At 45.6% G+C, this 13,931-nt stretch carries 16 protein-coding genes; 4 read left to right on the top strand and 12 right to left on the bottom strand.

The features are described 5' to 3' along the window. Positions 1 to 39: 39 nt before the first annotated feature. The 3 genes from thiB to thiQ all read left to right on the top strand — a co-directional run bounded on the left by thiB (position 40) and on the right by thiQ (position 3,442). On the top strand, positions 40 to 1,032 hold the full coding sequence (gene thiB / locus AB4371_RS00215; protein WP_372148582.1) for a thiamine ABC transporter substrate binding subunit: 993 nt from the start codon (positions 40 to 42) through the stop codon (positions 1,030 to 1,032). 92 nt (positions 1,033 to 1,124) lie between these two features. Beyond that, complete coding sequence (gene thiP, locus AB4371_RS00210; protein ID WP_372148579.1) at positions 1,125 to 2,738, top strand: thiamine/thiamine pyrophosphate ABC transporter permease ThiP; 1,614 nt, start codon at positions 1,125 to 1,127, stop codon at positions 2,736 to 2,738. Continuing rightward, entirely contained in the window at positions 2,738 to 3,442 is a 705-nt protein-coding gene (gene thiQ / locus AB4371_RS00205) for a thiamine ABC transporter ATP-binding protein (RefSeq protein ID WP_017058908.1), read from the top strand. The genes thiP and thiQ overlap by 1 nt, the downstream gene beginning before the upstream one ends. Before the next feature lie 125 nt (positions 3,443 to 3,567). Here thiQ and yjgA read toward each other — a convergent pair whose 3' ends face one another. Next, positions 3,568 to 4,092: a ribosome biogenesis factor YjgA gene (gene yjgA, locus AB4371_RS00200; protein ID WP_017069408.1), complete on the bottom strand. Its 525-nt coding sequence runs from the start codon at positions 4,090 to 4,092 to the stop codon at positions 3,568 to 3,570. 118 nt (positions 4,093 to 4,210) lie between these two features. Here yjgA and pmbA point away from each other — a divergent pair, with 118 nt between their 5' ends. Continuing rightward, entirely contained in the window at positions 4,211 to 5,554 is a 1,344-nt protein-coding gene (pmbA, locus tag AB4371_RS00195; RefSeq protein WP_017058910.1) for a metalloprotease PmbA, read from the top strand. Positions 5,555 to 5,650: 96 nt separating this feature from the next. On the opposite strand, the gene mgtE is transcribed toward pmbA, so the two are convergent. From mgtE to kdsD, 11 genes are all read right to left on the bottom strand, one after another. After that, the gene (gene mgtE / locus AB4371_RS00190; protein WP_017058911.1) at positions 5,651 to 7,006 is read right to left on the bottom strand and encodes a magnesium transporter; all 1,356 of its coding nucleotides are present in this window, start codon (positions 7,004 to 7,006) and stop codon (positions 5,651 to 5,653) included. Positions 7,007 to 7,154: 148 nt separating this feature from the next. Continuing rightward, entirely contained in the window at positions 7,155 to 7,430 is a 276-nt protein-coding gene (locus AB4371_RS00185) for an HPr family phosphocarrier protein (RefSeq protein ID WP_017066670.1), read from the bottom strand. Positions 7,431 to 7,432: 2 nt separating this feature from the next. Continuing rightward, complete coding sequence (gene rapZ, locus AB4371_RS00180) at positions 7,433 to 8,302, bottom strand: RNase adapter RapZ (protein WP_017063735.1); 870 nt, start codon at positions 8,300 to 8,302, stop codon at positions 7,433 to 7,435. A gap of 1 nt (position 8,303) precedes the next feature. After that, positions 8,304 to 8,765, bottom strand: a complete 462-nt coding sequence (gene ptsN / locus AB4371_RS00175; RefSeq protein ID WP_004738707.1) for a PTS IIA-like nitrogen regulatory protein PtsN — start codon at positions 8,763 to 8,765, stop codon at positions 8,304 to 8,306. 1 nt (position 8,766) lies between these two features. Then, positions 8,767 to 9,054: a ribosome hibernation promoting factor gene (gene hpf / locus AB4371_RS00170; RefSeq protein ID WP_009847742.1), complete on the bottom strand. Its 288-nt coding sequence runs from the start codon at positions 9,052 to 9,054 to the stop codon at positions 8,767 to 8,769. A 62-nt stretch (positions 9,055 to 9,116) separates the two neighbouring features. After that, the gene (locus AB4371_RS00165; RefSeq protein WP_017058913.1) at positions 9,117 to 10,577 is read right to left on the bottom strand and encodes an RNA polymerase factor sigma-54; all 1,461 of its coding nucleotides are present in this window, start codon (positions 10,575 to 10,577) and stop codon (positions 9,117 to 9,119) included. Positions 10,578 to 10,631: 54 nt separating this feature from the next. Continuing rightward, the gene (gene lptB, locus AB4371_RS00160) at positions 10,632 to 11,357 is read right to left on the bottom strand and encodes an LPS export ABC transporter ATP-binding protein (RefSeq protein WP_004735304.1); all 726 of its coding nucleotides are present in this window, start codon (positions 11,355 to 11,357) and stop codon (positions 10,632 to 10,634) included. Positions 11,358 to 11,359: 2 nt separating this feature from the next. Continuing rightward, on the bottom strand, positions 11,360 to 11,854 hold the full coding sequence (gene lptA / locus AB4371_RS00155; protein WP_017058914.1) for a lipopolysaccharide transport periplasmic protein LptA: 495 nt from the start codon (positions 11,852 to 11,854) through the stop codon (positions 11,360 to 11,362). After that, a complete protein-coding gene (gene lptC, locus AB4371_RS00150; protein ID WP_017058915.1) occupies positions 11,835 to 12,398 on the bottom strand; it encodes an LPS export ABC transporter periplasmic protein LptC in 564 nt (187 codons plus the stop codon). The genes lptA and lptC overlap by 20 nt, the downstream gene beginning before the upstream one ends. Beyond that, entirely contained in the window at positions 12,395 to 12,952 is a 558-nt protein-coding gene (gene kdsC, locus AB4371_RS00145) for a 3-deoxy-manno-octulosonate-8-phosphatase KdsC (protein ID WP_372148577.1), read from the bottom strand. The genes lptC and kdsC overlap by 4 nt, the downstream gene beginning before the upstream one ends. Further along, the gene (gene kdsD, locus AB4371_RS00140) at positions 12,952 to 13,923 is read right to left on the bottom strand and encodes an arabinose-5-phosphate isomerase KdsD (RefSeq protein WP_017058917.1); all 972 of its coding nucleotides are present in this window, start codon (positions 13,921 to 13,923) and stop codon (positions 12,952 to 12,954) included. The genes kdsC and kdsD overlap by 1 nt, the downstream gene beginning before the upstream one ends. Positions 13,924 to 13,931 lie beyond the last annotated feature (8 nt).

The following is a 13,931-nucleotide window of genomic DNA, read 5'->3' as shown; positions in this document are numbered from 1 at the left end:
CCCTCAAACCTGTGCCGCTCAGACCATGGAGAGCGTCCAGTGAAATTCACATTAACTACCCTTGCTGTTACTACAGCTATTTCTTTTTCTGCCTTTGCTGCAGACAACACTTTGACTATATACACCTATGACTCTTTTGCTGCGGATTGGGGCCCTCGTCCTGCCGTTGAAAAAGCATTCGAAGAGAAGTGTGGTTGTGATGTGAATTTTGTCGCTCTAGAAGATGGCGTGTCTATTCTTAACCGTTTACGTCTTGAGGGCGGCAACAGCAAAGCCGATATCTTGCTAGGTCTCGACAACAACCTGATGGCTGAAGCGAAAGCGACGGGCTTATTGGCTGAGCATAATGTTGATACGTCATCGGTAACGCTTCCTAATGGTTGGAACGACAGCACTTTTGTACCCTATGACTTTGGCTACTTTGCTTTTGTTTACAATAAAGAGAAACTGGAAAACCCGCCGAAGAGCTTGAAAGAACTGGTTGAGCAGCGTGATGATCTTAAGGTCATCTACCAAGATCCACGTACATCAACACCAGGCCAAGGCATGATGCTTTGGATGAAATCAGTATACGGTGATGAAGCGACAGCAGCATGGAAGAAGCTTGCTCAGAAAACAGTGACTGTAACCAAAGGCTGGTCTGAAGCTTACTCTATGTTCCTAGAAGGCGAGTCGGATTTAGTGTTGTCTTATACAACTTCTCCGGCTTACCACATTATTGCTGAAAGCGATTCTAAGTATGCAGCAGCAAGCTTCGAAGAAGGGCATTACACTCAAGTGGAAGTGGCCGCTAAGGTTAAAGGCAGCAAGAACGAAAAGCTTGCTGATGAGTTTATGGCGTTTATCCTAAGTGATGAATTCCAATCGGCGATGCCAACAGGCAACTGGATGTACCCAGTGACCGATATTGAGCTTCCAAAAGGGTTCGAGCAACTTACGGTTCCTCAGCAAGCGTTAAGCTTTACGCCCGAAGAAATTGCAGCTAAGCGTAAGCCATGGATTCGTGAATGGCAGAGTGCACTTACTTTTTAATTTGCTTTTAAAAAATTAGCTTTCTAACTTTCTGTATTTAAAGGTTTGTTCGATGTTAACTGAGCGAACCATTTACGGTAAAAAATCAATCTATGATAAAGAAAACACCTAAGGTTGGGATTTGGGTAGCGATACTCATTACCGCCTTCGTGGTTTCAGCAGTTGGGGCATTGCTTAGCAATGCCCCTTCTCTTGATATCAGCCAAGTATGGTCCGATCCCTACTATTGGCATGTAACGAAATTCAGTTTTTATCAGGCGACACTCTCAACGGTGCTGAGTGTTGGCTTTGCTATACCTATTGCTCATGCGCTGTGTCGTAGACAATTTTTTGGACGCGCTTTGTTGTTAAGGCTGTTCGCGTCGACCTTAGTCCTGCCAGTGTTAGTGGGTGTATTTGGCTTACTTGCGATCTATGGCAATAGTGGTTGGTTAGCTAAGTTTTTGGCGAACTTCGATATTGAATTGCCATTTTCCATATACGGATTGAATGGTATTTTGCTGGCGCACGTTTTCTTCAACTTGCCTTATGCCAGTCGCTTACTTCTGCAAGCGTTAGATACCGTGCCTGCCGAGCAACACAAGCTTTGTGCTCACTTGGGTATGAGTCATTGGAACAAATTCAGATGGGTTGAATGGCCTCGCTTAAGACAGCAATTACCACATGTGTGTGGCTTAGTCTTCATGTTGTGTTTTACCAGCTTTGCTACCGTGATGGCGCTAGGCGGTGGACCTAAATCAACCACTATCGAGCTCGCTATTTATCAGGCGATTAAATTCGACTTTGACCTTCAAGCTGGTGCCTTGCTCGCGATATGGCAAATGCTGCTGTGTGGTGTGCTAGCGGTGAGCATTCAACGCCTATCGAAGCCTATTTCAGTGACGGCCAGTCAGTTGTCTGAAGAGAAATATTTGGTTAAGGACAGCTGGTGGTCAAAAGCTTGGGATAGCTTTTGGATCATCATGGTCTCAATGCTGGTATTGCCGCCATTAGCTATGGTTATCGTCAGTGGAATTAACTCGCAGGCATTAACCGTACTCAGCAGCGAGCCGTTTTGGGCGGCGTTAATGACCTCGGTTAAAGTCGCGTCATTAGCAAGTGTTATCGCAGTTGGTATTGGTATCGCCATACTACTGACTAGCCGAGCATGGCGTTTACAGAACAAGAATTTTCGAGCCGATAAAATCGAGCTGATTGGCACTATTATCTTGGTGACTCCGGGGCTGGTGATCAGTACGGGTATCTTCTTATTACTGCGTTCATTCACCGATGTATTCAGTTTAGCTTTCTTTATCGTGATTGCCGTCAACAGCTTAATGGCGCTGCCTTACGTAATTAAAACCCTAGCTCAACCTATGCTGCATTTGTCTCAGCAGTACCAGTATGTGTGTGCAAGCTTGGGTATGACAGGTTTCACGCGTTTTAGGTTAGTGGAGTGGCGAGCATTGCGTAAGCCGATGGCGCAAGCCTTCTCGATTAGCTTTATGTTGGCGATGGGTGACTTAAGCGCGATTGCTTTGTTTGGTAGCCAAGATTTTAGAACTCTGCCTTTGTACCTATTCCAATTGTTAGGCAGCTATCAAATGGAAGCGGCGGCGGTAGTTTCTGTGAGCTTACTGTTACTGAGTGTCGGCAGTTTTAGCTTAATAGAATTCTTATTTACTCGAAGATCTAAGCTCGATGCTAAAGAATTAAGGAACCGATGATGTTAGTGATGAAAGATGTGGATTACCATTATCACAGAGAGTTGTTTAGCTTTGATTTTCAAGCTGAGCAGGGCGATATTGTTGCGCTTATGGGGCCGAGTGGTGCGGGTAAGTCTACACTGTTGGCGCTAGTTGCTGGTTTCATCGAGCCTACATCGGGTGAGATATCAGTGGCTGGGCAGTCGCTTATTGGTAAAGAAGCACATCAGCGTCCGTTGGCGATGTTGTTTCAAGAGCACAACCTGTTTGCCCATCTCACGGTACGTGAAAATATTGGTTTAGGTCTGCACCCGGGATTAAAGCTTACGGCAACCCAAAAGCTCAAAGTTGAGCAAGCAGCCGCACAAGTAGGTGTTGCAGAGTATTTGGATAGATTGCCTGAGCACTTATCCGGTGGTCAACGCCAGCGTGTCGCGTTAGCGCGTTGTTTTGTCCAACCTCATGATATTTGGCTGCTTGATGAACCTTTCTCTGCGCTTGACCCTTTGCTGCGTGAAGAGATGCTTAGCTTAGTGAAGCGATTAGCGGCAGAGCGAAATATTACGGTCTTGATGGTGACTCACCATTTAGGTGACGCACGCAGTATCGCGAATAAGTTTGTGTTTGTGGCGCTAGGTAAGGTGTTGGTTGAAGACTCGATAGAGGCACTGACGGCGGATCATCCACAGACAGAATTAAGCTCATTTGTTAAAGCGGGTGAGTGACGAATCATCACTCCTGTGAGTATTTATTGATATTGAGTGCTTCTTGATATCGAGTACGTCAAAAACAAAAAGACCTAGCATGTGCTAGGTCTTTTATTCACTCTATGAGTAAAGCGAGATAACGATTAGTCTTCTAGCTTTAGCTCTTTTAAGATTTGGAAGATTTCACGAGAAGCCTTTGCTGGCTTGTTCGCTGATTTCTCTTTGTTAGCTTGGCGAGCTAGCTGACGAAGACGCTGACGGTCTGCTTCAGGGTACATGTCCATGACTTCTGAAATGGCAGCATCGCCTTCAGCAACAACGCGATCACGCAGTTGCTCAAGCTTGTGCAGTTCAGCGGTTGCTTGCGAGTGCTTGTTACGTACTTTATCCAAAGCCGCTTGAATTGGCTCAGGATCAACATTGCGCATTACTTTACCAATGTATTGAAGTTGACGGCGCTTCGCTTCATTTTTAAAGCGTTGTGCATCTTTAATCGCTTGTGCCAAATCTTCAGACAGAGGAAACTTGTCTAATACAGAAGGCTTCAGGGAAACAAGTTCTTCCCCCAGTTTTTGTAGCGCTTCCATGTCGGTTTTCATTTCTGTCTTACTTACCCAGATGATTTCTTCTTCTGGTTCCCATGGGGCTTTTTGGTTTTTGCGAGCCATCTTTTCTGCCTATGTCACTATCTCAAACGAATATATTGCCTATTTTAGCAAGAATCTTGGGGAGAAAGCGAAATTCTTGTTATCCTACGTAATATTGACCTAAAAAATTAGAATAGATATGGATGTAAAACAGCAAGTCGCCCAGCAAAGAGTTGAGCTAGAAGCCGCAGTAGCTAAAGCGTTGGATATGGCATCAGTGAGTGCAGACGCAGCTGAGGTCGCTATTACTAAGTCAACGGGTTTAAGTGTTTCAACACGTATGTGTGAAGTGGAAAACGTTGAATTTAATAGTGATGGTGCGCTAGGTATTACTGTTTATCGCGGCCAGAAAAAAGGCAGCGCATCTACATCTGATCTGAGTGAAAAGGCGATTGCTCAAACCGTCGCGGCCGCACTTGATATCGCTCAGTACACTTCTGAAGACCCATTTGCCGGTCCTGCGGCAAAAGAATACATGGTAAAAGAAATTCCAGATTTGGATCTTTTTCACCCTGATGAACCAAACCCTGACTATGCCGCTGAGATTGCGATTGCTGCTGAGAAGCAAGCGTTAGCTTATAGCGATAAGATCAAACAGAGTGATGGCGCAAGCTACGACAGCCACTATGGCGTTAAGGTTTATGGTAACAGCCATGGCTTACTAGCAAGCTATGCTTCTAGTCGTCATAGCACGAGCTGCTGTGTAATTGGACAAGGCGCTAACGGTGAGATGGAGCGTGACTACAGCTACACCGTTGCACGTCACCGTGACGAGCTGTGGACGCCTGAGCGTGTAGGTCAAGAAGCTGCAGAAAAGACCATTAGCCGTTTGGATGCGAAAAAGCTACCAACAGGCCAGTACCCAATTATGTTCGCTAATGATGTGGCAACTGGCTTGATTGGTCACCTTGTTATGGCGATCAGTGGCGGTAACCTTTACCGCAAGTCGTCATTCCTATTGGATCATCTCGGTCAGAAAATCCTACCTGACTGGTTTAACATTTCTGAGCGACCACATATCTTGCGTGGTTTGGCTTCAAGCCCATTCGATAGCGAAGGTGTGTTCACTCAAGATCGTGAAATCATCACTGACGGTGTGCTAGCAACTTACCTACTAACGAGCTATGCCGCACGTAAGATGGATATGACGCCAACCGGTCATGCTGGTGGTATTCATAACTGGTTCGTTAAATCGACCGGTCAAAACTTTGAGCAGATGCTAAAAGAGTTGGGTACTGGCTTCCTAGTCACTGAAGTGATGGGCCAAGGCGTAAACACCGTAACGGGTGATTATTCACGTGGCGCTGCAGGTTTCTGGGTTGAAAACGGAGAGATCCAATACCCAGTATCAGAAGTAACAATCGCAGGTAACCTAAAAGACATGTTTACTCAGATTGTTGCTGTGGGTAACGACGTAGAAACACGTTCGCAAATTCAAACGGGTTCTATCCTGCTTGAGTCGATGAAAGTCGCGGGTGAGTAATTCAATTAAAGCGAATCTGATGAATTAAAAAAGGGAGCCGTGGCTCCCTTTTTGTTTTCTGTATTTCGCCAAAAATTGGCTAACTGCTTATGCTAACTAGATCAGTATGGTCGCTAAGCCTAGGAACACCGATAGGCCAATAACATCGGTTACTGTGGTCAGTGCCATACCGCCAGCAAGGGCTGGATCGATATTCATCTTCTTCAACATCACTGGGATAGTTACACCAGCAATACCTGCGACAATCAAGTTGGTCATCATCGCCGCTGAGATGATGCCTCCCAGTATCCAGTTACCTTTCCAAGCTACAACGATACCACCAATGATAACGGCCCATAGAACGCCGTTTAGGAAGCCGATGGCTGCCTCTTTGAGTAGCAGTTCGCGTTTGTTACTGTCACCGATATGACCGAGTGCCAAACCACGAATCACCAGAGCAACGGTTTGGTTACCCGCAACACCCCCCATCGAAGGCACGATAGTCATCAGAACCGCAATCGCTGCCATTTGATCGAGCGTTGCTTCAAACATGTTTGATACAGATGCTGCCGCCAGTGCTGCGAGTACGTTAGCACCAAGCCACACACTACGACGACGAGCAGATTTTACGACCGGTGCGAAGGTATCTTCGTCATCGTCCATACCCGCCATACTCATCATTGAGTGTTCGGCATCTTCACGGATAACATCAACCACGTCATCGATGGTGATACGACCAACAAGGTGCTGGTTACTATCGATGACAGGCGCAGAAACCCAGTTACGACGTTCAAACAGGCTCGCGATATCTGACGCACTGGTTTCTACCGCGATCGCTTCGTCGGCATCATCCATCACTTCTGAAACAGGGACATCAGGTTGAGTCGTTACTAGCGTGGTAAGTGATAGGTTACCGATAAGACGTTCTTCTTCATCAATAACATACAGAGCATCAGTTGCATCCGGCAGTTCGCCACGCATACGCATGTAGCGCAATACAACGTCAACATCGACATCACCACGAATCGTGATTACGTCGGTGTTCATGATCGCACCCGCTGAATCTTCAGGGTACGACAGGGCAGTTTCAACTAATGCACGATCGACGGAGTCCATTTGAGAAAGGACTTCGCGAGAAACATCGTCGGGTAGGCTTCGAAGTACGTACGCGACGTCATCGGTTTCCATACCTTCGGTTGCTTCTGCCAAGGTCTCAGGTGCCATTTTCGACACAAGAGCATCTTTGACGTCTTCGTTTAGTTCATCAAGAATTTCACCGTAGTCTTCAGGATCGGTGAGTTGCCAGAGTACGTCACGACTTTTGCGAGGGGAGGCTTCTAAAAGGTGTGCAATATCTTCAGGCTCCATGTCCTGAAGTTGTCGGCGTACGTGAACAAATCGGCCGTTTTCTAGGGCTTCGCTGACTTCTTGGAGGGTTTGGTGAGCTTGGTCGAATTCTAATTGCTCTGCCATATTTTCCTCCTATCTCATTATTCTAACAATGGTTGGAATAGTAACTTAATTCTGGGGCTTATTTAAATCATAAACTTAGATAGAACTAAGATTTAATATTGGTTGGTTCGTTGTTTGAGTCTTAGGCGTTGTGAGTGAAGCGTTTTCGCTACTCACCCTCATCAAACTTGTCTTCAATGAGATGACAGACGGCATCCAGTGCTTGCTGTGAATCGGTACCTGCAGCTTGAATCGTAATATGTTGCCCTTGCGCTGATTCCAGCATAAGTAACCCCATTACGCTGTCTGCTGTTGCTGTTTTATCTTCTTCGCTATGGATAGTGATGGTTGCATCAAAGCTTTGTGCAAGCTCAACCAACTTTACGGCTGCTCTAGCGTGAAGACCCAAGCGATTTTGGATCAGTACAGTTCGAGTTAATTCCATGGTTAGCCCTGTTGGTGCTTCTCTAGGGAGGCGTGTCTGATTTGAACTTGATGGCCAAGTTGCTCAAAGTACTCACCAATTTTCTGGGTTAGATAAACCGAGCGGTGTTTGCCGCCAGTACAGCCAATCGCGACCGTTAGGTAACTGCGATTGTTCTTCTCTAACATTGGTAACCACTGTTCAACAAAGCCTTGGATCTGTTGCTTGAGTTCCAGAACTTCTGAGTGTTCTTCTAGAAAGGAGTGAATTGGTGCATCTAGCCCGGTTAGTGGTCGTAGTGCAGGTTCCCAGTGAGGGTTTGGTAAGAAGCGAACATCAAACACGTAGTCGGCATCACTTGGCAAGCCATACTTAAAACCGAAAGATTGAAAGACGATGATCAGCTCTTGCTTCTCTTTGCCTTCAACTTTAAATCGAACCTTTTCACTCAATTCGTAGAGGTTGCAGTCACTGCTGTCGATCACAATGCTGGCGTGCTCTGCGAGAGGTGTCAGAAGTGTCTTCTCTAAATCAATCGCTTGCTCAAGAGAGAGCTTTTCTTGGCCAATTGATAAAGGGTGGATTCTGCGGGTTTCGCTGTAGCGCTTAAGGAGTGTCTGCTTGCTGGCATCGAGGAACAATACATCAACATCGATGTTTGTAGCTGACTCGAGTTGCTCGAGCGTGTCGGTGACTAACTGAGGCTCTTTCGGTAGGTTACGTATATCAATACTTACCGCAACGTTTTGGTTGCTTTCGCGTACCGATTCGACAAAGTTGTTGAGCAGGTTTACTGGTAGATTATCGACACAGTAATACCCCAAGTCTTCTAGGACTCGTAACGCAACACTTTTCCCGGCCCCTGATTGGCCACTAACCACGATTAATCGCATGTTATTGCTCGCAAGTTGGCACTTGAATCATGATGTCGTAAAGCTCTTGATCGCTCTGAGCATTACGCAGCTGTTTAAGAGTCTGCTTGTCGTTTAGTCGTTCTGCCATACAAGAAAGGGTTTTTAGATGCTCTTTGCATTGTTCGCTAGGAACAAGCAGGGCAAATAGTAGGTCGACAGGACGATTATCAATCGCATCAAATTCGATAGGATCTTGGCATTGCAGTAATACAGCTATCGCTTTATCACTGACATTCATACGAGCATGGGGAATCGCGATACCATTACCAATACCGGTACTGCCCATCTTCTCACGGCTCAACATACACTCAAATAGCTCTGTTGAATCTTGACCGCAGCTCTCAGCTGCTATCTGGCTGATGAGCTCAAGGGCTCTTTTTTTGCTTGTGCATTGGACTGCACTTTTGGTGCAGTCCAATGAAAGTACTTCGCTTAATTGCATGTTAGTGACTACTTAGCTTTTCTTTGTGCTTGTTGAGTTGGCGGACGAGTTTATCAACCAATGAATCAATCGCGGCATACATGCTTTCATCTGTTGCTGTCGCATGGATTTCCCCCTGATTTATATGCAGGGTAGCTTCTGCGATTTGATTGATTTTCTCAACTTTTAAAACAACCTGAACGCTATTGATATGATCAAAGAAGCGCTCAAGTTTGTCGAATTTGGTGTGAACATAGTCTTGCATTGAATCGGTAAGATCAACGTGATGGCCTTGAATATTGATTTGCATAGACTTTCCTTTTCAGTTAGTTGCCTGATCATAGTTGCTAAGTAACTAGCGACTAAATGAGCTTATAGCAGGCGTTTACGCTGACTCGATGGGGCAATGCCCAGAGACTCACGGTATTTCGCTATGGTACGTCTAGCTACCTGAATTCCTTGGTCAGCCAGTAAAGCAGCAATCTTACTATCACTTAGAGGCTTCGCGGTATTTTCCGCTGCGACAAGCTTCTTGATGAGTGCGCGAATTGCTGTAGATGAACATTCACCGCCATTGTCAGTGCTGACATGGCTTGAGAAAAAGTATTTGAGCTCGAAGATGCCACGTGGCGTATGCATGAATTTTTGAGTCGTCACACGAGAGATCGTGGATTCGTGCATATCAACAGCTAACGCAACATCATTAAGAACCATTGGCTTCATCGCTTCTTCGCCATGTTCGAAGAAATCACGCTGATGTTCAACAATGCATCGCGCAACTTTGAGTAGCGTCTCATTTCGGCTCTCTAGGCTTTTAATTAACCACTTTGCTTCTTGCAAATTTGAGCGGATGTATTGATTGTCGGCGCTGTTGCCTTTACTGCCCAGATCAGCGTACTGCTGATTCACTTTCAACTTAGGCACGCTATCAGGGTTAATGGTCACTAACCATTTGCCAAGGTCTTTGAAGACAGATACATCTGGAACCACATACTCAGTTTCATCCGGAGTAATCTTACTGCCAGGACGAGGGTCCAGCTGTTGAATCAGTTGCAAAACTTCACGTAGTTCTGCTTCTTTCAACTTGGTCTCTTTGATAACCAGTTTGTAATCGCGATTGCCGAGTTGGTCGATATGGCTAGTAAGTACTAACTTAGCTTCGTTAAGCCAAGGCGTATCTTGGGGAAAGGTTGCCAGTTGCAGTAACAAGCAATCTTGCAGGTTGACTGAACCGACACCTAGCGGATCAAACTGCTGAATTCGTTTACGTACCGCTTCAATTTCATCAAGCTCGATCTCTTCATTGTCGAAGTTTTCAAGGATGTCTTCACAAGTTACAGTGAGGTAGCCGTAGTCGTCGATGGCATCGATTAATGCAAAAGCGATGCTTCGGTCGGTGTCAGTGAATGGCGTTAAGTCGAGTTGCCAAAGTAGGTAATCGTGCAGGCTTTGAGTGGTTTCGCCTTGATAAACCGGCATGTCGTCATCAATCGCAATACCCGTGTTACCGGTGTTCGCGCTGTAGACGTCTTCCCAAGTTGTGTCGATTTCTAGTTCGTTGCCAATCTCTGATTTTTCGATTAAGTCTGAGCTATCAGGTAAGTCTTGCTCTGTGGCTTCAACAGTTTCTTTTTCGTCACTGCTAGGTTTTTCTTCCGATGTTGGCGTATCTTCATTGCCTTCTTCGACATCGAGTAGTGGGTTAGATTCAAGTGCTTCTTGAATCTCTTGCTGCAAATCTAAAGTAGACAATTGCAACAAACGAATCGCTTGCTGCAATTGAGGAGTCATTGCTAACTGTTGGCCTAGCTTAAGTTGTAATGAGGGTTTCATTCAGTGTGACTTACCTAGTTATTATTCTTAGAACTCTCGATACTCTCTATATAATCATAGACGGAATTGTTCGCCTAGATAAACTTGTTTAACTTGTTCGTTATTGAGAACATCTTCAGGAGTACCCTCAGCGATCAGGTGTCCTTGGCTTACGATGTAAGCTTTTTCACACACGTCTAATGTTTCACGAACGTTGTGGTCGGTAATCAAAACGCCCAAGCCGCGATCACGCAGGTGAACAATGATTTTTTTGATATCGATTACTGAGATCGGGTCAACACCGGCGAATGGTTCATCCAATAGAATGAACTGCGGGTTTGCTGCTAGTGCACGAGCAATCTCTACACGACGACGCTCACCACCCGACAGAGCCATACCATTGCTGGTGCGGATATGTTGGATGTGGAACTCTTCTAGCAGGTCTTCCAGCTTATCTTGGCGTTGTTCGTTGGTCATTTCATCACGGGTTTGTAAAACCGCCATGATGTTGTTCTCTACGGACAACTTACGGAAAATCGATGCTTCTTGAGGCAGGTAACCGATACCAAGACGAGAGCGGCTGTGCATTGGTAAGATACTGATGTCTCGGTCATCAATGCTGATGGTACCTTCATCACGCGCCACCAAACCAACAATCATATAGAAAGATGTGGTTTTACCTGCACCGTTAGGCCCAAGCAGACCGACGATCTGGCCTGACTCTACCTGTAAGCTTACATCGGTAACAACCTTACGTTTACTGTAGGTTTTCGCTAGGTTTTTTGCTTTAAGAACAGCCATCGTTACTTATTCACTTCCGTTGGTTGTAAAACCGTTGACACTCGTTTGTTTTCACCACTGTCAGCGACTAATTTCTGAGAACCGATCTGGTAAGTGATCTTAGAACCGCGAATGATGCTGCCATCTTGAGATAACATCGCATTCTTAGTCATGATCAGTCGGTCGGCAACAAGCTGGTAGTGCAGGTCGTCAGCTTCACCGTAGAGTGTCTTACCGTCGTCAGTAAGCTGAGAGAAGGTTGCTGGCTTACCGAAGCCTTGAATTTCTTCAATCTCACCGTTTACGGCGTTACGAGTAACAATAACCTTATCGGCATTGATATTGATGCTGCCTTGTTTAAGGTTCACATCACCAAGGAAAGTCACTTGGTTACTTTTCATATCCAATTGCTGGCTGTCTGAGTCAATGTAGACAGGTTGCTCACTATCCGAAGACAGAGCATAGACATTTGGTGCCGCAAGGGTCAAAGCGAATAAACTAAGGTGTAAGAGTTTCATATCTACCTTGAACAGAATTAAAGAGGATTGCATTGTTGGTACCGAAGTTACCTTTCATTGCTTGTCCCTCAGTTTCAAAAAATGTACCGATCATATGGACCGGAGTCTCTGAATAAAAATCTCGGCTAGGCAGCTCAACAACCATTTTATCTGTGGTCATTGTATCGAAGCTGGCTTCTGGCAACAGGTTCTTTGCCACGACGTTGTCATAAAACGTGACAACTTGATTCTCATCCATAATCGCGCGATCAGCGGTGACTTGCCATTCAATCGTGTGCCCTTCACGGAATACCGAAAGAACTGGGTTTTGAAAGTGCGTATCGCCAACTACTGAGTAGTGTTCTAAATACGTCGATTCAACCTGATAGCTGCGAATACCGCTTTCGTCGTAGCTAATGTTGTTCAGGCTTTTGCCACTAAACGCGGGCAGCTCCAAATTTGGAGCCACTTGTATCGTTGATGTTTGCTCTTTGTCGTACAAGTAATAGGTCGACCAAGAGGCAATAAATATGAGTATTAAATAGATAATACGAGTAAAACTCATATGCTTAAACCTTTATGCACGTCGAGTTCATTTCTTGCTTGTAAAATAAGGTCACAGACTTCACGTACCGCGCCATGACCACCGTTAATGGCTGTCACGTAGTTTGCACGCTTTGCAAGTAGCGGGTGCCCATCTGCCACACAGACCTTCAAGCCAACTTTTTCCATTACAGGCCAGTCAATCAGATCGTCTCCGATGTAACCTGTATTTTCAGGGTTTACAGAAAGCTTATCGCAAATATCTTGGTATGCCTTAACTTTATCGTCTTGACCTTGATAAATCAGCTTAATGCCTAGAGCGGTCATACGATTCTCAACAATTTGAGATTTGCGACCCGTGATGATCGCGATTTCAATGCCTGCGTTCATCAGTGATTTGATACCGTAACCGTCACGAGTGTGGAAGGTTTTCAGCTCTTCACCGTTGTTGCCCATGTAGATGCGACCATCAGAGAAGACACCATCGACATCGCAAATCAGCAGTTTGATCTCTTTTGCAATTGCAAATACATCTGAATTAACAGTGCCGTATAGAGTTTCGACTGTCTGTGTCATTACATTACTCCTGCTTTCAGTAAGTCATGCATGTTTAACGCTCCGACTAATTTACCTTCTTGGCATAACATCAGGCCATTGATGCTCTTCGCTTGCATCAAGTTTAAGCCCTCAACCGCGAGCATGTTTGGCTCGGCTACCGTCGGGTTTAGCGTCATCACATCACCGATCTGCGTGTTATGGATATCAACGCGTTTGTCTAAGATACGGCGTAAATCACCATCGGTAAAAATACCGGCCATTTGGCCATCTTCACCAACGATTGCTGTCATGCCTAAGCCTTTCTGAGATATCTCTAGTAGAGCGTCTCTTACTAGTGCGTCGGGTGCTACAACAGGAAGTGAATCGCCTGTGTGCATGATGTCGTCGAGCTTCAACAGCAGCTGACGACCTAAAGCGCCACCAGGATGAGACAGGGCAAAGTCTTGAGCGGTGAAGCCTCGAGCCTGCAAAAGTGCAACGGCTAATGCATCACCCATGACCAAAGTCGCCGTGGTGCTTGTTGTTGGTGCTAAGCCCAGCGGACAAGCTTCTTCCGGTACTGAAATTTGTAAATGGATATCAGACAGGGTTGCCATGTTTGATGCTGGCTTGCCTGTCATGCTGATGATCTTGATGCTCAGACGCTTTAACACAGGAAATAGGCTGAGGATTTCTCCCGATTCGCCGGAGTTGGATATTGCAATCACAATATCACCAGGTTCGATCATGCCTAAGTCGCCATGCGCCGCTTCGCCTGGGTGAACAAAGAAAGCCGATGTCCCGGTACTTGCCAATGTTGCTGCGATTTTGTTGCCAATGTGGCCTGATTTACCCATGCCCATCACAACGACTTTGCCTTTGTTGTTCAGGATAAGGTCGCAAGCTTTACAAAAATCATCATTAAAATATTGGTCTAATTGAGTGAGACCTGCAACTTCGGTTTCCAAAACTTGTTTTGCAACGCTGCGGTAATCAAATGGCTGAGACATCAAATACT

It is taken from the genome of Vibrio sp. 10N.261.51.A3 (genome assembly GCF_041471965.1).
GTDB lineage: Bacteria > Pseudomonadota > Gammaproteobacteria > Enterobacterales > Vibrionaceae > Vibrio > Vibrio crassostreae_C.
This window is presented reverse-complemented; position numbering and strand designations above follow the sequence as displayed.

Bases quoted from the DNA above. Each gene is read 5' to 3' on its own strand.
- thiP (WP_372148579.1), top strand. From the start codon at position 1,125: ATGATAAAGAAAACACCTAAGGTTGGGATTTGGGTAGCGATACTCATT.
- thiQ (WP_017058908.1), top strand. From the start codon at position 2,738: ATGTTAGTGATGAAAGATGTGGATTACCATTATCACAGAGAGTTGTTT.
- yjgA (WP_017069408.1), bottom strand. From the start codon at position 4,092: ATGGCTCGCAAAAACCAAAAAGCCCCATGGGAACCAGAAGAAGAAATC.
- pmbA (WP_017058910.1), top strand. From the start codon at position 4,211: ATGGATGTAAAACAGCAAGTCGCCCAGCAAAGAGTTGAGCTAGAAGCC.
- mgtE (WP_017058911.1), bottom strand. From the start codon at position 7,006: ATGGCAGAGCAATTAGAATTCGACCAAGCTCACCAAACCCTCCAAGAA.
- AB4371_RS00185 (WP_017066670.1), bottom strand. From the start codon at position 7,430: ATGGAATTAACTCGAACTGTACTGATCCAAAATCGCTTGGGTCTTCAC.
- rapZ (WP_017063735.1), bottom strand. From the start codon at position 8,302: ATGCGATTAATCGTGGTTAGTGGCCAATCAGGGGCCGGGAAAAGTGTT.
- ptsN (WP_004738707.1), bottom strand. From the start codon at position 8,765: ATGCAATTAAGCGAAGTACTTTCATTGGACTGCACCAAAAGTGCAGTC.
- hpf (WP_009847742.1), bottom strand. From the start codon at position 9,054: ATGCAAATCAATATTCAAGGCCATCACGTTGATCTTACCGATTCAATG.
- AB4371_RS00165 (WP_017058913.1), bottom strand. From the start codon at position 10,577: ATGAAACCCTCATTACAACTTAAGCTAGGCCAACAGTTAGCAATGACT.
- lptB (WP_004735304.1), bottom strand. From the start codon at position 11,357: ATGGCTGTTCTTAAAGCAAAAAACCTAGCGAAAACCTACAGTAAACGT.
- lptA (WP_017058914.1), bottom strand. From the start codon at position 11,854: ATGAAACTCTTACACCTTAGTTTATTCGCTTTGACCCTTGCGGCACCA.
- lptC (WP_017058915.1), bottom strand. From the start codon at position 12,398: ATGAGTTTTACTCGTATTATCTATTTAATACTCATATTTATTGCCTCT.
- kdsC (WP_372148577.1), bottom strand. From the start codon at position 12,952: ATGACACAGACAGTCGAAACTCTATACGGCACTGTTAATTCAGATGTA.
- kdsD (WP_017058917.1), bottom strand. From the start codon at position 13,923: ATGTCTCAGCCATTTGATTACCGCAGCGTTGCAAAACAAGTTTTGGAA.